Raw genomic sequence first — 15,726 nt, forward strand, 5'->3', positions numbered from 1 at the left:
TTAGATGTCTTCCGTGACACCAACCAGACGAGGCGGGCGCAAACGCGCCCGTCTCCTTTCGGGGCCAGGCGGCAGCATTCTGCGCGTAGTAGCTTCCGTGATCATCACGTTTTTCGGGCTGTTGCTCGTCACCTTTCTTATCGGCCGCATATTGCCGATTGACCCGGTTATTGCCGCCGTGGGCGACCATGCCTCCGAGGCAATTTATAACCGTGTCCGCGAGGAAATGGGCTTGAACCTGCCCCTGTGGCAGCAGTTTTTTGTTTATGTAAATAATGTACTGCATGGCGATTTCGGCAAATCGATCCTGACATCTCAGCCGGTTTTGCACGATATTGCCCGGGTATTTCCCGCCACCCTTGAACTGGCAACCCTTGGCACCATCATTGGTGTGATACTGGGTGTTCCCACTGGCGTTCTTGCTGCCGTTCACAAGGGAAAATGGCCCGATCATCTGGTACGAATTTTTGGCCTTGTCGGCTATTCGATGCCGATCTTCTGGCTCGGCCTGATGGGCTTGCTGGTTTTTTACATGAAACTGGACTGGGTTGCCGGACCGGGACGTGTAGATGCCTTTTATGCCGACTTCATCGAACCCACCACGGGTCTGATGCTGGTCGACACCCTGCTAGATGGCGATATCGACCTGTTCTGGAATGCCGTCAGCCACATCATTTTGCCCGCGTCGCTTCTGGCGTATTTTTCGCTGGCCTATATCGCACGCATGACCCGTTCTTTCATGCTTGAGCAATTAAGCCAGGAATATATTCTGGCCGCCCGGGTCAAAGGGATTTCGGAATTTCGCATTATCTGGCGTCATGCCCTGGGCAATGTGATGGTACCGCTGGTGACCGTTATCGCCCTTTCCTATGCCAACCTGCTTGAAGGGTCGGTTTTAACCGAGACCATTTTTGCCTGGCCGGGCCTTGGGCTTTACATCACCAATTCGTTGCTTAATGCCGATATGAATGCCGTTCTGGGTGGAACGGTTGTTGTGGGTGCTGTGTTTATCGGCGTCAATATGCTGTCCGATTTACTTTATCGCCTGCTTGATCCGCGCGCCCGAAGGTAAAAAACATGCAAACAGTGACCAATCAAAATTCCGGTGGCCTGCGGCAGTGGCTGACATCAAACACGCCCCAGTCGCGTTTTCAGGCCCGCTGTGGCCGCACATGGCTGGCATGGACCAAACTAACCGAAAACCGGCTGGCCATGATCGGGCTGGGCATTGTCGTCGCCCTGATTCTTATTACCATTCTGGCGCCGGTTATTTCGCCCTATAATCCAATTGCCGCCGATCTGACCAAACGTATTTTACCCCCCAGTGCCGCCCACTGGTTTGGCACCGACCAACTGGGCCGCGATATTTTATCGCGCCTGATTTACGGGGCGCAATATACCCTGATGGTGGTTGGCCTTGTTGCCATTACGGCCGCCCCGGTCGGCCTTCTGATCGGCACGATTGCAGGGTATTTTGGCGGCTGGGTTGATGCCGTTTTAATGCGCATCACCGACATTTTTCTGGCCTTCCCAAAACTGATTTTGGCACTGGCTTTTGTTTCGGCCCTTGGGCCGGGTCTGGAAAATGCCGTCTTTGCCATTGCCCTTACCGCGTGGCCCCCCTACGCCCGCATTGCCCGGGCTGAAACCATTACGGTCCGTCGGTCAGACTATATCGATGCGGCCCGCCTGCAGGGTGTTTCCAGTCGTGGGCTTATTCTGGGCCACATCATGCCGATGTGCATCAGTTCGGTTGTTGTTCGTGTCACCCTTGATATGGCAGGCATGATTTTGATTGCCGCCGGTCTTGGCTTTTTGGGTCTGGGCGCACAGCCACCGATGCCGGAATGGGGTGCCATGGTTTCCGAAGGTCGGCAGTTCCTGTTGCAACAATGGTGGGTCTCAACCGTGCCGGGTCTGGCTATTTTTGTTGTCAGTCTGGGCTTTAACCTTTTGGGTGACGGTTTGCGCGATGTGCTTGATCCGCGTGGAGGAGACTGACCATGACCAGTGAAACCCTGTTATCTGTTAAAAATCTGGCGGTCAGCTTCACCACATCAAAGGGGCCGGTGAATGCTGTGCGCGGTGTTTCGTTTGATCTGGGCCGCGAAAGGCTGGGCATTGTGGGCGAGTCCGGTTCGGGCAAGTCGCAAACCGGGCGGGCCATTTTGGGCCTGACCGCAGCCAATGGCAGCATTACGGCAGATAAAATGCAATTTCATGACGTCGATTTGCGCCATCTTTCGCCCAAACAATGGCGCAAGGTGCGGGGTGCGCGCATTTCCATGATCATGCAGGACCCGAAATATTCGCTCAATCCGGTCATGACGATTGGCGACCAGATTATCGAGGCCTATCGCGAACACCACAAGGTCGGCACCAAAGAAGCCACCCACCGTGCGATTGAAATGCTGGAAGCGGTTAAAATTCGCGATCCGCAACGTGTGTTCAAATCCTATCCGCACGAGGTTTCCGGCGGCATGGGCCAGCGCGTGATGATTGCGATGATGCTGATCCCGGACCCCGAATTGCTGATCGCCGATGAACCCACATCTGCCCTTGATGTAACGGTGCAGCTTCAGGTCATGGCAATTCTGGATGATCTGGTCCGTGAACGTGGCATGGCACTGATTTTCATCAGCCATGATTTGCATCTGGTTTCAAGTTTCTGCGACCGGGTTCTGGTGATGTATCAGGGCCATGTGGTCGAGGAAATTCGGGCAAGCGAGCTGGATCAGGCCAAACATCCCTATACGCAGGGCCTGTTAAACTGCCTGCCGAAAATGGATGGCAACCACGACGACCTGCCGGTATTGCAACGTCAGGCAAGCTGGGCCGAGGGATAAGACCATGATTGAAATTAAAAATCTGAATGCGTGGTTTGGTGAAAACCATGTCCTTAAAGACGTTTCGCTAAAGGTTCCTGCCAACGGCTCGTTCGGGCTGGTCGGCGAATCGGGCTCGGGAAAATCCACTGTTTTGCGCACCATGACCGGCCTGGTCGAGGACTGGGAAGGAAACATCGTGGTCGGTGGCCAGGAACTTGGCCACAAACGCAACAAGGATTTCTACCGCCAGGTTCAAATGGTGTTTCAGGACCCGTTCGGATCGCTTCATCCGCGTCACACCATCGACCGTATTTTAAGCGAACCCGTTGCCGTGCATAAGCTGGGAAATTCCGATGCACGTGTCATCAAGGTGCTCGAACAGGTCGGACTGGATAACTCGTTCCGGTTTCGCTATCCGCATCAGCTTTCCGGCGGGCAGCGCCAGCGTGTGTCAATTGCCCGTGCCCTTATCCTTGAGCCACGGGTTCTGCTGCTAGATGAACCGACATCGGCACTGGATGTGTCAATTCAGGCAGAAGTCCTTAATTTGCTCTCGGCATTGCGCCGCGACCTGGGGCTGACCTATATCATGGTCAGTCACGATCTTGCGGTTGTGGCCCATGTCTGCGACGATATTGCCATTATGAACCATGGCCGCATTGTTGAACGCGCCACTGCCAGCCAGCTTGCCCAGGGTTCGCTTGAACATCCCTATTCACAACAGCTTTACAAAGCCGCCGGTGGATATGACCGTGCCGTTATTGACAGCTTTGTTGATTGGGACTGACCGGAGTTACCATGACAATCGCCACCAACACCGAATTTGCCACCCCGTTCGCCCCGGCCGATAGCGCATTAAGCGACTATAAACGCCAGCACGTCCCCTCCTTTACCTGGGATGCGCATGCCTGCCTGCCGCTGGACCCGATCATTCCGATCGACCTGCTTGATACCTATCGGGCTGGACATATCGATTATGTCTGCATCAATGTCGGCATGGATATGAATTCGGTGGCGCATATCATGCGGGTGATCGCCGATTTCCGCGCCAAAATTGGGGCCCACCCCGACAAATATATGCAAATCGAAAGTTTTGATGATCTGACAAAGGCAAAAAAGGCCGGTCTTCTGGGGGTTGGCTTTGACCTTGAAGGGTCAATGATGCTGCAGGACATGCCCGAAATGGTGCCGGTTTTTGCCAAGCTGGGCGTCAAGCAAATCCACTTTGCCTATAACCGCAACAATTCAGTCGCGGGCGGCTGCCATGATGATGATATTCCGCTCACCGCGCTCGGCCACGAGATGGTCAAAGCCGTGAATGCGGCGGGCATGATCATGGATTGTTCCCATACCGGGCGGCAAAGCAGCCTTGACATTATGCGCACATCCACCAAGCCGGTGGTGTTTAGCCATGCCAACCCCAAAGAACTGGGCGGGCATGAACGCTGCATTGACGACGAACAGATCAAGGCCTGTGCTGATACCAATGGCGTGATTGGGGTCTGTGGTTTCCAGCGTTTCATGAAATCGGCCAATGCCCCCGAAGTTCCCGACATGCTGCGCCATATCAATTATCTGGTGGAACTGGTGGGCATTAACCATGTCGGCATTGGTTTGGACACCATGCCATCTGTCAAAGGGGCTAATGACTTCCCCGAAGGCGTTGACCGGGCCTATTACTGGCCGGCAGAGCGCGGTTATGGCCCCAATGCTGGCGGTGCGGCTGTGTTTGACCCACGCAAGCTCCCTGCCCTTGCCGACGCCCTGATCAACGAAGGCTATTTGCCCGATATGGTTGATAAAATCATGGGTGAAAATTTCGTCCGGGTGGCGAAGGAAAGCTGGTAAAGCGCCAGGCAACATATTGTTCCCGACCCGGGAAACCGGGTGGGGAACCTTGCCATTACAATAACAGGAACACCGGTTGACGCCACAGACCAACCCGACAAGCACAAACACCCACAGTCCAACGCCCGCGCGCACGTCTCCCCTGGGCATGGATAATTTTGTTCCAAGCCGCAACCTTTTGGGAACCAAAGGTGCCGCCGGGAACGACATTTACATACAGATCTATTCACATCAGGCAAAGACGGCAGCATTTCTGGTTCCTGCCGTGGCTGAACCTATGCTGGTTTGGGTCGTTCGCGGATCGGCAATTGTCGAAGAACGTGAAATCGGAGGCGACTGGCAAACATCTCATGTCAAATCACATGATTTTTTCCTGACCCATTCTCACAGTCCATATGAAATTCGCTGGCAGGCTAATGACGACACCCCGTTTGAGGTCATGCACCTTTATTTGCCCATTCCCCTGCTTGAAACCGTCGCAAGAAAAACACCAAAGCAAACAGGCCAATCTTATTCCTGTTTTCTTGGTGAAGTTTCAGGAATTCGTGATGAAAAGGTCAGTACATTTCTGGGGCTGATTTACAATGAAATAACCAGCACTCAGCCCGCTAGCCTGACCTATATTGAGGGAATTGTGCAAAGCCTTACCGTCCATCTTGTGCGTCAATATGGACGGTCCGATAAAGATGCGAAAAACAGCGGCTCGCGGTTGCCTGCACACCGGCTGCATCGCGTTCAGTCCTATTTCAGGGACCACCTTGACGAAAAATTCGACCTTGATATCTGTGCCAAGGAAGCGGGATTAAGCCCTTATCATTTTTCACGGCTGTTTAAGAAAACAACCGGCACAACGCCATCACATTATTTTATCGCGCAAAAAATAGCAAAATCACAACAATTAATGCGCGAAACCGATTTAAGCATTCTGGAGATATCCCTAATGCTGGGATACGAGAGTTCCAGCCATTTTTCCAAGATTTTTAAACGCGAAACCGGTGTCACACCTCGACAGTATCGCCAGAAATAAACCTTCCCCAACCGACCAAAAGCAAAATTTTGCGCAAAAACGCGATAGTTTTCGCAATCCACCGCGAGAAGAAAAAAGCACCCCCTCGTAGGATCTGCCCTGTTGAGCAACCCGATATGTCACCGCACGACGGTGGATCGGGACTCTATCTTGACAGGAGTTCGAAATGTCCAATCTTGAAGGTAAAACAGCCCTTATTACCGGTGCATCAAGCGGCATTGGCGCGGCCACCGCCCGCAAACTGGCAGAGGCTGGTATCACTGTAGGTATGGCAGCCCGCCGTACTGATCGTCTTGAAACCCTGAAAACCGAAATTGAGGCCCAGGGCGGCAAAGCCGTGGTAATTAAAATGGATGTTAGCGATGTTTCATCCGTGGAGGCCGGTGTGGCAAAACTGGTTAAAACCACAGGCAGCATTGACATTTTGTTTAACAATGCCGGGCTAATGCCACTTTCAGATATCGACCAGTTTAAAACTGACGAATGGCGTCGCATGGTTGATGTAAATATCAACGGAGTTTTAAACACCACCGCAGTGGTATTACCGCACATGATCACCGCAAAATCAGGCCATATTTTCAATACGTCCTCGATTGCCGGACGTAAAGTATTCAGTGGCCTTACGGTTTACTGCGCCACAAAACATGCCGTTACTGCGTTTTCTGACGGGTTGCGTATGGAAGTCGGCAAAAAACACAATATCCGCGTTACCTGCATTCAGCCCGGCGCAGTGGCGACAGAACTTTACGACCAGATCAGCGACCCGGCAGTAAAGGCGCAGATGGAAAATTTGCGTAACGACATGACCTTCCTTGAAGGGGACGACATCGCCAATACCGTGCTCTACGCAGTGCAGGCCCCCGGCCATGTCGATCTGGCAGAAATCTTTATCATGCCAACCGAACAAGGCTGGTAATCCGGCATTAACAATTAATCCCGGCGCCTAAAATAGACAAAGGCAGCACCTGAATGCTGCCTTTGTCCTTCATAGCATTCCTGATGCGCAACCTGCTAATCAGGCTGTCGCTTCATCCTTGCGTACCGGACGCGGGCGGCCATTGGCATCGATGGCCACGAAGGTAAAGGTGGCTTCGGTTACCTTAATGCGCGGCGGCTGATTACGACGCAGAACCCATGCTTCAAGATGCAGGACCATGGATGTGGTGCCGATACGGTCAATATCGCCATACACGCATACAACGTCGCCAACATAAACCGGGCGATGAAATGTCATGCCATCGACTGAAACAGTGGCAACACGGCCTTCTGCAATCTGACTGGCCAGAACACCGCCAGCAATATCCATTTGTGACATCAGCCAGCCGCCAAAAATATCGCCGCTGGGGTTGGTATCGCTTGGCATTGCCAATGTGCGGGTACACATATCACCGCGCGGCATGGTGCTGTCGGCATTGGCAGTTTCATTTTTTTCGACCATCGCGCTCACTCCTGAACGCCGGAAATCCGGCGCTGTCCTGTGTTTTTTTTCATCGAACCCGGTTGCATTGCAAAACGAAAAACATTTTTATGAGCCGGGATTTAAATCTTATGGTACTCGTTTATCGGCAGGCCGTACCAGCGCCGAGTTAGCTATAGCAGAAATGCATTATACGCAACATTCGCAAGCTGGCATCGGGCCGCCAGATTATTCTATTAAAACAACCAGTTGCGTTCCGGGGAACATGACCGACCTTTTCGAAGATTCAAACCAAAGCACCACAAACGCGTATTCAGCCAAGGATATCGAGGTTCTCGAAGGACTGGAACCAGTCCGTCGTCGCCCCGGTATGTATATTGGGGGCACCGACGATACTGCACTCCATCATCTTGTCGCTGAAATCCTTGATAACTCGATGGACGAAGCGGTTGCCGGCCATGCCGACTGGATTGAACTGGAACTTCAGACCGACAATACGGTGCTGGTCCGCGATAACGGACGTGGTATTCCAACCGATCCGCACCCTAAATTTCCCGATAAATCGGCGCTGGAAGTGATTTTGACCACCCTGCACTCGGGCGGCAAGTTTTCCGGCAATGCCTATGAAACATCGGGCGGTTTGCACGGGGTTGGCATGTCGGTGGTGAATGCGCTGACCGACAAGTTCCGGGTTGAAGTTGCGCGTGACCGCAAACTGGTCTTTCAGGAATATTCCAAAGGGACGCCTCTGGGCCCGCTTCAGGATGGCGGCGCGGTGAACAATCGCCGCGGCACCACGGTTATTTTCCGGCCCGACCCCGAAATTTTCGGCGCACGCGCCAAACTGAAACCGGGCACCGTGTTTCGTATGGCGCGGTCGAAGGCCTATTTGTACAAGGGCGTTGAAATTCGCTGGTCTTGTGATCCGTCCCTGATCACCAGCGACGATCCGACCCCGCAAAAAGAAGTCCTGAAATTCCCCAACGGGATTCTCGACTATCTGGAAATGACGCTTAAAGGTCGCGATATGGTGACCGAACGCCCGTTTGCCGGCGAAGCGAAGTTTTCAGACAGCCCGGGCCGGGTTGAATGGGCGGTTGGCTGGCCTGATGGCGGCGAAGGTTATTTTCATTCCTACTGTAATACCGTTCCCACCCCGCTGGGCGGCACGCACGAAGCCGGGCTTCGCTATGCCCTGACCAAGGCGGTCAAGGCATATGGCGATATGGTTGGCGTGAAAAAAGCATCGGCGATTACCGCCGAAGACGTTTTTGGCGGCGGCTGCGTTATGTTGTCGGTATTTCTGCCTGACCCGCAATTTCAGGGCCAGACCAAGGAAAAACTGGGCACACAAAATGCCACCAAACTGGTTGAAACCGCCGTTCGCGACCATTTCGACCATTGGCTGACCGGGGACACTGAAAATGCCAAGCGCCTGCTTGAACGCATTATCATGCGCGCCGAAGAACGCCAGCGCCGCAAGGAAAAGAAAGAAACCAAACGCCAGTCCGCCACCCGGCGCCTGCGCCTGCCCGGCAAACTAACGGATTGTTCGCGCTCGATTGCGGCGGGAACTGAAATTTTCCTGGTCGAAGGGGATTCGGCTGGTGGTTCAGCCAAACAGGCGCGTGATCGCGAAACGCAGGCTGTTTTGCCGCTGCGGGGTAAAATCCTGAACGTGGCATCGGCAACCCGCGAAAAAATGATGGCCAACCAGGAAATCAAGGACATGATCGAAGCCTTTGGCTGCGGTGCCGGGTCCGATTTCCAGTTAAAAGACCTGCGTTATGAACGCGTCATCATCATGACCGATGCTGACGTCGACGGAGCGCATATCGCATCCCTGCTTATGACATTTTTCTATCAGGAAATGCCGGGGCTGATTGACAACGGCAACCTGTTTTTGGCCATGCCGCCGCTTTACCGCCTGACACAGGGTGGCAAAAGCATCTATGCGATGGATGATGCCGAAAAGGAAACGCTGTTAAATACCGAGTTTAAAAACCCGGCCAAGGTTGAAATTTCACGGTTTAAAGGTTTGGGGGAAATGCCGTCCCAACAATTGCGCGAAACCACTATGTCGCACAAAAACCGGACCTTGCTACGCGTTACCCTGCCCGATGCCGCCGAGCCGGACGGAAGGGAACAGACCAAGGACCTGGTCGGACGCCTGATGGGTAAAAAACCGGAATTGCGGTTTCAGTTTATTCAGGAACATGCGCGGTTTGTCGAGGATATCGACGTTTAATTCTGCGCCATATCACCTTCATCAAACCCGGCCTTTCAGTGCCGGGTTTTTTGTCCGCTTGTTTCAGGGGCCTGTGCTATGCGTGCCGATTATACATCAATTTTGGCTGATATTTCCGAACGTATAAAACAGCGCGATTTTCAAACCGCGCGCAATGCCGATTACATCCCCGCCCTGGCCGCCGTTCCCTGCGACCGGTTCGCCATGGTTATTCGCCATGTTAACGGGGCCGAATTTGCCATTGGCGATGCCGATATCCCCTTTTCAATCCAAAGTGTGTCCAAGGTCTTTGCCCTGGTACTGGCGTTGCGAAGCTGTGGCGACGACCTTTGGCAAGCGGTTCGTCGCGAACCCAGTGGGTCGGCGTTTAATTCCCTGATCCTGCTGGAACAGGAAGAAGGTATTCCGCGTAACCCGTTCATCAATGCCGGTGCCATCCGGGTTTGTGATATGATTTCATCACGGTTTGCCAACCCGGATCGTTCCGTTGCCGAATTTTTGGGGCGTTTGTGCAAAAACCCCGAAATTCGCGCTGATAACGAGGTTTATCTATCCGAAGACCAGCATGGCAACCGCAACCGCGCCATTGCCTATTTAATGAAAAGTTTTGGCAAACTCGATAACCCGGTCGAATCGGTTGTGCGTGCCTATTTCAAACAATGTGCAATCACCATGTCAGCCCGCGAACTGGCCCGGGCAACGCTTTTTCTTGCCAATCAGGGTGTTGGCATTGAAGGCAGCGAAGTTCTTTCGCCCTCTGAAGCCCGCCGTATCAACGCCTTAATGCTAACCTGTGGCATGTATGATGGCGTCGGCGACTTTGCATTTTCAGTGGGCATTCCGGCCAAAAGCGGTGTTGGCGGTGCAATTATTGGCGTTATTCCGAATGAATTTTCGGTTTGCGTCTGGTCTCCGCGCCTCGATAGCCGGGGTAATTCCGCCCCCGGGATTGCGGCGTTGGAAATATTGACCGACGCCATCGGTCGTTCGGTTTTTTGAATAATTTTTACCGTCCCGGCAAATAACGACGCAAAACATTGTCTTTGACAACAAAGTGATGCCACAAGGCGGCTCCGGCATGCGCCCCCGCCAAAATAATCAGGATTGTCGCCATGGTTCCGTGAACATTTTCCGCCAGTTCGTGCAACTCATGATTTGCTGTAAAATTCGGTAGAGAAAACAAACCCAGCACCGAAAAATTACGGCCAATCGTCGTCATGGCCGTTAACCCGGCAAGGGGGACGGCCAGCATCAGAAAATACAACACACCCTGCATAATTCGAGCTGCCAGATTGGTTTTTACGATGTTTTCGGGCGATATGGCATGTTGTCGGCGCACATTGGCAAGCACGGCAATAATTCGAGGTAAAAACAGTATCAGAACGGAAAGACCAAACAAGATATGCCATCCCATGACCGGTAACCGCTGTTCACGGGGTAAATCTTCCATGATCTTGCCAACGATAAATACGGCCACAATCAATACCGCCATCCCCCAGTGCAAAACAGGCACCACCCAATGCGGGCAGTTCATCCCCTCGGGATCGACGATTCTGGAAGCAGACACAGACAAATTTTGTGAAGGCACTGACATTTTGCGATCCTGCAAACTATGTTTTACGGATCACAATCATAATTCCCACCTGTAACCCCCTGATCCCTGAATTGTATCAATTTGTCCTCAGGCTTTGACGCATCCCGGAAAAGCGTTCAAACCTTTGATTACATAAACAAAAACACCCCTTGGGAAATCCCGTAAGGAGCCCGCCTGCCATGTTTGCCAAACGCCACCCCAAAGCCGTTTTTCTGGTTTTACTGGGTATTGCTGCCCCGCTGCTTGCTGCGTGTGGTGCCAGCACAATTGAAGCCCCGTTTTATGACACCACCGATGTTGCCGGTTTTAAACGCTATGCCGCCCCTTCCAACATCATGGTGATGGAAGTTCACGACGGGCAAACAGGCATTGATGATGCCAGCTGGGCCAATATGTTTTCCCATCATGGTTTTGCCCCGCAGCTAACCTTTATCTCTCCGCAACAAGCCAAAGCTGAAGCCGGAAGTGTCAACGCAAGCCGGAACAAACCCACTTTACGTCCCAAACACCGAATGGTTGTTGTTGTAAATCCCACCCAAAACACGTCACGCGATGCAATGTGTGAAGATCCTCAAAATGCGGCCTTAACGCCCGGGCAAGCCAAAACACCAATACGGTTTGCGTTCTGTTCCGGGGACAGTGTGATTTCGGAATTGCGCGCCAATGTCGAAAACCCGATCGACCGTAAAAAAATCAACGATCTGGCACCGACAGTCATTCATTACCTGTTTCCCATCAACCAGCCTGATCGCAACGACGACCATTGTTCGCGTATGTCACCGGGTTGCTGATCCCCTCGCCTACAGCATTTTTCCTTTAATATGACCCATTTTGGCGGTGTCTGGCGGCGTTACACCACTCGCCCGATGCGCCGCATCGCGCTGTGCCGTGCCGTGCCAAACGACACGCCAAAAACAAACAAAACGGGCTGTAAAATACGCTTGAGTAAAACAGATACTTTAGCGAGCCAACAACGACATCAACCCGTTTGCGAAAATCTCCGGTGCTTCCAATGGCACATAATGCCCGGCACCGGGTATTTCCTGAAATGTTGCATGCGGAATTTTCTGCGCCATCGCCAGCTGCAGTTTCGGGGGAATAATGGCATCGCCCTGCCCCCACATCACGTGGCAGGGAATTGTAATGTGGGCCAGGTCGGCAAAATAATCCGCACGGTTTGCAACCGCGATCTGCTGGCGGCAAAAAACATCACGCCCCAACGAGGCTGCCATTTCCTCGAGTACGCTTAACAGGCTGGTCTGATGCCGGTTATCGGGATGCAAGGCGCCGTCAAGCAACGGGCCATTAAAACCACGAAAAACCGGTTGCTGTTTTATCATCCGCGCCATCAACCCACGCTTGCGCCGCGATACCGCGCTTTCCGCGCAGGCGCGCGTGTTTACCAGCATCATGTGGGATATTCGCCCAGGACTGCGGCGCATGATTTCAAACGCCACGTATCCCCCCATCGACATACCAACCAGGGCAAAACGACCCGGCATTTGCCGTAATACCTGGTCTGCGATGTGCCCAATCGACTCCCCTTCTGCCATATCAATAAAATGCGGCCGAAGTCTCAGTCCTGTCTGGTTGTTAGTGATAAAGGGAAGGGACTTTTCCCATAATCGTTCGTCCGCCAGCATACCGGGCAAAAAAGCAACATTCTGAATCGTTTTGGACGTCACGGTCCAAACCTAACGGATCAGCGCACTAAGTTCCTTGAATTCCGGCGTCCCCGCAACCCGCAACCACTCAAACATAACGCTTTCACGGGTAACAATTCCGGCCCCGGCATCGCGCATTCGTTCTATCCCGAAAATGCGGTCTTCCTGCTTACGCGATGTTACGGCATCGGCGACCACAAAAACCTCACGACCACGATCAATCAGGTCCAAAACGGTTTGCAGCACGCACACATGCGTTTCCATCCCGGCAATCACAACCTGGTCGCGACCGGGAATTTCTTCAAGTTTATCGATGAAACCGTCGGCAATAACACAGGAAAAACTGGTTTTACGCACCACATTGCCGCCGTCGGCGATATCTTTTGCATTTTCCAGCAAATCGAGGATGGGTTTGCTGGTATGCCCCAGCCCTTTGGGATATTGTTCCGTCACGATTGCCGGTACCGACAGGCGGTTGGCGCACTTTAGCAGGAAACAGCAGGCATCAACCGTTTCAACCGGGTCAAGGCAGGCGGGATAAAGTTTTTCCTGAACATCGACAATAACCAGAACAGAACGGGTGACATCCATTAACATCGTCAGTCTCCTGATTGGCAGCACGTTTAGGCCACGATACGCCTGCAAGGACCGTCAAACAAGCATGTGGCAGGTTAAAAATACGCTGCAACCACCTTTTTGAAGGCGTTTTTCTTGACTTGGGACGGGCTTGGCTTTACCACCCAAGCAGATTTGTCTTTAAGTAAATCAATCTTTAACGCATTTGTTGCGGGAACCCGAATCATATGACTTTCGCCGATCTCGGTCTGAGCGAAGATATCCTCAAAGCCGTCGCAGACGCCGGCTATGACACGCCGACCCCCATCCAGCGCCAGGCCATTCCTTCTGTCATGATGGCACGCGACATTCTTGGCTGCGCGCAAACCGGGACGGGCAAAACGGCCAGCTTTGTTCTGCCGATGCTTGATATTCTTCATCATGGCCGTGCGCGCATGCGGATGCCGCGCTCCATCATCCTTGAGCCAACCCGCGAACTGGCCACCCAGGTGGCACAGAATTTCGACACCTATGGCAAATATGTGCCCCTGTCGAAAGCGCTGGTGATTGGCGGGGAATCGTTTGTTGAACAACAAAAGATTCTGGAAAAAGGTGCCGATGTTATCATCGCAACACCTGGCCGCCTGATTGATACCTTCGAGCGCGGAAAACTGCTTCTGTCTGACTGCAAATTGCTGGTCATCGACGAAGCCGACCGCATGCTTGATATGGGTTTCATCCCCGACATCGAAAAAATCGTCAATATGTTGCCCAAGCAGCGCCAAACACTGTTTTTCTCGGCAACCATGCCCAAGGAAATTCGGCGGTTGGCCGACAAATTCCTGAGCAACCCAAAGGAAATCACTGTTTCCGCGCCCTCAAGCATGGCAACCACGCTTGAGCATAAACTGGTTGTTATTGACGAAATGGACAAACGCGAAACCCTTCGCCGTTTGATCCGCAATGAAGACATCAAAAATGCTTTTGTGTTCTGCAATCGCAAAAAAGACGTCGATATTCTTTATAAATCCCTGACCAAACACGGCTTTAACGCCGGTCGCATGCATGGTGACCTGGTACAAAGTGAACGCACCGAAACACTCGACAAATTTAAATCCGGTGACATTACCGTTTTGATTTGCTCTGACGTTGCCGCACGCGGCATCGACGTTGCCGATGTGTCACATGTGTTCAACTTTGACGTGCCGTTTAATGCCGAGGATTATGTCCATCGCACCGGGCGTACCGGTCGGGCCGGACGTGCGGGCAAGGCCTTTACCCTTGCCACCCCGGAAGACGGCAAACTGGTTGAAGCCATTAACAAAACCATCAATATGACGATTCCAATTACGTCAGTTGAGGGTATTGAAATACTGGAACTGGATTTCAGCGGCAAAAAACGCCGCAACAAGCGCAACACCCGTGCCAAAGGTGGCGACCGCGAACGTGGCCGCAACAATGACAACGGACGCAATGGCGATGACAATAACAATCGTCGCAATGCTTCGCGCCGTAATGGCCCACAAGATCAGAAAGCCGCAGCACCGGCCCCAGGTTCGGCACCGTCGCCAGAGGCACCGAAACCTGCTGAACGCCCGGCATCACAGCCAAGCCCGGCCACTGGCAACGCCCAGGCACCTTCAACACCGGTGTCTGCTGCCCCGGCCACCTCGCGACATGTCCGGGATCCACGCGAAGACCGCCATCAAAACCGCCCGCAGCGCGACCGTAAAAATCATAACCGTCGCGACCGCGATGATCATGATGACAAACCGGTTATCGGCATGGGCGATCATGTGCCGGCATTCCTGTTGACCGCGGTGCCGCTTTCTTCGTTACGTAAACCGGCAAAGGTTGAAAAAGACGAAGAAGAAACCAAACCGGCCCGGAAATCTACCCGCAAGGCATCACCTCGCAAAACCGGGTCTTCGCGGAACAACCGCAAACCCACCCGCAATAATGATGCCAGCAAAACGCCGGAAACCGAAAATACCGACAAACCTGCCACTGCTGTTGAAGCAACAAAAGTTGAACAGCCGCAACCTGCTGTGACGCCCGCTGCTGAAACATCACCTGCTGCGACATCAACCCCGGCACCGGAAACTGCCCCGGCAGAAAACACCCCGGCCCCGGCTGCCGCACCTGTGAGCACAACGGAAACCGCACCTGCGTCGGCAGACCCGGAAAAGCCGGCTGCCAGTTCCAGCCCCGAGGGCGAAAAAACGACAGAGGCAGAGGCACCGGCCAAACCAAAAGCCCGTGCGCCACGCAAACCGCGCACACGGGCCGCAGCCAAGCCAAAGGCAACCGCCAAAACAGCGGATACAGCTGATGGTGATACGGCAACAGGTGACGATGGTGAAAAAGTGAAAAAGGCCGCCCCTAAAAAGGCAGCCAAACCACGGGCACCGCGCAAGCCGCGTAAAAAACCGGCCACCACCACTAACAGTGAAACCGCACCGGCCGATGCCGCACCTAATGCGGATCAATCCAGCCCGGAAAATGCCGGTTGATCACAGCAACAATGGAAAACAGGAAGACCCCC

At 53.2% G+C, this 15,726-nt stretch carries 15 protein-coding genes; 11 read left to right on the forward strand and 4 right to left on the reverse strand.

What is annotated here, in order from left to right; all coding sequences use genetic code 11:
* Positions 1 to 4 precede the first annotated feature (4 nt).
* From THS27_RS16195 to THS27_RS16225, 7 genes are all read left to right on the forward strand, one after another.
* Positions 5 to 1,072 (forward strand): ABC transporter permease, encoded by a 1,068-nt coding sequence (locus THS27_RS16195; protein WP_085592692.1) that lies wholly within the window; start codon positions 5 to 7, stop codon positions 1,070 to 1,072.
* A 5-nt stretch (positions 1,073 to 1,077) separates the two neighbouring features.
* A complete protein-coding gene (nikC, locus tag THS27_RS16200) occupies positions 1,078 to 2,001 on the forward strand; it encodes a nickel transporter permease (protein ID WP_085592694.1) in 924 nt (307 codons plus the stop codon).
* 2 nt (positions 2,002 to 2,003) lie between these two features.
* Entirely contained in the window at positions 2,004 to 2,846 is an 843-nt protein-coding gene (locus THS27_RS16205; RefSeq protein WP_085592696.1) for an ABC transporter ATP-binding protein, read from the forward strand.
* A 4-nt stretch (positions 2,847 to 2,850) separates the two neighbouring features.
* Positions 2,851 to 3,615: an ABC transporter ATP-binding protein gene (locus THS27_RS16210; protein WP_085592698.1), complete on the forward strand. Its 765-nt coding sequence runs from the start codon at positions 2,851 to 2,853 to the stop codon at positions 3,613 to 3,615.
* Positions 3,616 to 3,626: 11 nt separating this feature from the next.
* A complete protein-coding gene (locus THS27_RS16215) occupies positions 3,627 to 4,676 on the forward strand; it encodes a dipeptidase (RefSeq protein ID WP_085592700.1) in 1,050 nt (349 codons plus the stop codon).
* 76 nt (positions 4,677 to 4,752) lie between these two features.
* On the forward strand, positions 4,753 to 5,703 hold the full coding sequence (locus THS27_RS16220; RefSeq protein WP_246832989.1) for an AraC family transcriptional regulator: 951 nt from the start codon (positions 4,753 to 4,755) through the stop codon (positions 5,701 to 5,703).
* A gap of 166 nt (positions 5,704 to 5,869) precedes the next feature.
* Complete coding sequence (locus THS27_RS16225) at positions 5,870 to 6,619, forward strand: SDR family oxidoreductase (protein WP_085592704.1); 750 nt, start codon at positions 5,870 to 5,872, stop codon at positions 6,617 to 6,619.
* A gap of 99 nt (positions 6,620 to 6,718) precedes the next feature.
* Here THS27_RS16225 and THS27_RS16230 read toward each other — a convergent pair whose 3' ends face one another.
* Complete coding sequence (locus THS27_RS16230) at positions 6,719 to 7,141, reverse strand: acyl-CoA thioesterase (protein ID WP_085592706.1); 423 nt, start codon at positions 7,139 to 7,141, stop codon at positions 6,719 to 6,721.
* Positions 7,142 to 7,385: 244 nt separating this feature from the next.
* Between THS27_RS16230 and parE the strand changes: the two genes are divergently transcribed.
* Positions 7,386 to 9,368, forward strand: coding sequence for a DNA topoisomerase IV subunit B (gene parE / locus THS27_RS16235; protein ID WP_085592759.1), 1,983 nt, complete (start codon positions 7,386 to 7,388; stop codon positions 9,366 to 9,368).
* Positions 9,369 to 9,446: 78 nt separating this feature from the next.
* Positions 9,447 to 10,367, forward strand: a complete 921-nt coding sequence (locus THS27_RS16240) for a glutaminase (protein WP_085592708.1) — start codon at positions 9,447 to 9,449, stop codon at positions 10,365 to 10,367.
* A gap of 7 nt (positions 10,368 to 10,374) precedes the next feature.
* On the opposite strand, the gene THS27_RS16245 is transcribed toward THS27_RS16240, so the two are convergent.
* The gene (locus tag THS27_RS16245; RefSeq protein WP_085592710.1) at positions 10,375 to 10,962 is read right to left on the reverse strand and encodes a cytochrome b; all 588 of its coding nucleotides are present in this window, start codon (positions 10,960 to 10,962) and stop codon (positions 10,375 to 10,377) included.
* 179 nt (positions 10,963 to 11,141) lie between these two features.
* Between THS27_RS16245 and THS27_RS16250 the strand changes: the two genes are divergently transcribed.
* A complete protein-coding gene (locus tag THS27_RS16250) occupies positions 11,142 to 11,753 on the forward strand; it encodes a hypothetical protein (protein ID WP_085592712.1) in 612 nt (203 codons plus the stop codon).
* A gap of 168 nt (positions 11,754 to 11,921) precedes the next feature.
* Here the strand turns inward: THS27_RS16250 and THS27_RS16255 are convergent, their stop codons facing one another.
* Positions 11,922 to 12,605: an alpha/beta fold hydrolase gene (locus THS27_RS16255; protein WP_371455783.1), complete on the reverse strand. Its 684-nt coding sequence runs from the start codon at positions 12,603 to 12,605 to the stop codon at positions 11,922 to 11,924.
* Positions 12,606 to 12,656: 51 nt separating this feature from the next.
* Positions 12,657 to 13,223 (reverse strand): hydrolase, encoded by a 567-nt coding sequence (locus tag THS27_RS16260; RefSeq protein WP_168184920.1) that lies wholly within the window; start codon positions 13,221 to 13,223, stop codon positions 12,657 to 12,659.
* Between the two features lie 206 nt (positions 13,224 to 13,429).
* Here THS27_RS16260 and THS27_RS16265 point away from each other — a divergent pair, with 206 nt between their 5' ends.
* Positions 13,430 to 15,694 carry a DEAD/DEAH box helicase gene (locus THS27_RS16265; protein ID WP_085592716.1) on the forward strand — a complete coding sequence of 755 codons (2,265 nt, stop codon included), beginning with the start codon at positions 13,430 to 13,432 and terminating at the stop codon, positions 15,692 to 15,694.
* Positions 15,695 to 15,726: the final 32 nt, after the last annotated feature.

This window comes from Thalassospira sp. MCCC 1A01428, from assembly GCF_002115825.1.
Lineage (GTDB): Bacteria > Pseudomonadota > Alphaproteobacteria > Rhodospirillales > Thalassospiraceae > Thalassospira.

Coding starts and splice junctions, on each gene's coding strand:
- THS27_RS16195 (WP_085592692.1), top strand. CDS start 5: ATGTCTTCCGTGACACCAACCAGACGAGGCGGGCGCAAACGCGCCCGT.
- nikC (WP_085592694.1), top strand. CDS start 1,078: ATGCAAACAGTGACCAATCAAAATTCCGGTGGCCTGCGGCAGTGGCTG.
- THS27_RS16205 (WP_085592696.1), top strand. CDS start 2,004: ATGACCAGTGAAACCCTGTTATCTGTTAAAAATCTGGCGGTCAGCTTC.
- THS27_RS16210 (WP_085592698.1), top strand. CDS start 2,851: ATGATTGAAATTAAAAATCTGAATGCGTGGTTTGGTGAAAACCATGTC.
- THS27_RS16215 (WP_085592700.1), top strand. CDS start 3,627: ATGACAATCGCCACCAACACCGAATTTGCCACCCCGTTCGCCCCGGCC.
- THS27_RS16225 (WP_085592704.1), top strand. CDS start 5,870: ATGTCCAATCTTGAAGGTAAAACAGCCCTTATTACCGGTGCATCAAGC.
- THS27_RS16230 (WP_085592706.1), bottom strand. CDS start 7,141: ATGGTCGAAAAAAATGAAACTGCCAATGCCGACAGCACCATGCCGCGC.
- parE (WP_085592759.1), top strand. CDS start 7,386: ATGACCGACCTTTTCGAAGATTCAAACCAAAGCACCACAAACGCGTAT.
- THS27_RS16240 (WP_085592708.1), top strand. CDS start 9,447: ATGCGTGCCGATTATACATCAATTTTGGCTGATATTTCCGAACGTATA.
- THS27_RS16245 (WP_085592710.1), bottom strand. CDS start 10,962: ATGTCAGTGCCTTCACAAAATTTGTCTGTGTCTGCTTCCAGAATCGTC.
- THS27_RS16250 (WP_085592712.1), top strand. CDS start 11,142: ATGTTTGCCAAACGCCACCCCAAAGCCGTTTTTCTGGTTTTACTGGGT.
- THS27_RS16255 (WP_371455783.1), bottom strand. CDS start 12,605: ATGCTGGCGGACGAACGATTATGGGAAAAGTCCCTTCCCTTTATCACT.
- THS27_RS16260 (WP_168184920.1), bottom strand. CDS start 13,223: ATGTTAATGGATGTCACCCGTTCTGTTCTGGTTATTGTCGATGTTCAG.
- THS27_RS16265 (WP_085592716.1), top strand. CDS start 13,430: ATGACTTTCGCCGATCTCGGTCTGAGCGAAGATATCCTCAAAGCCGTC.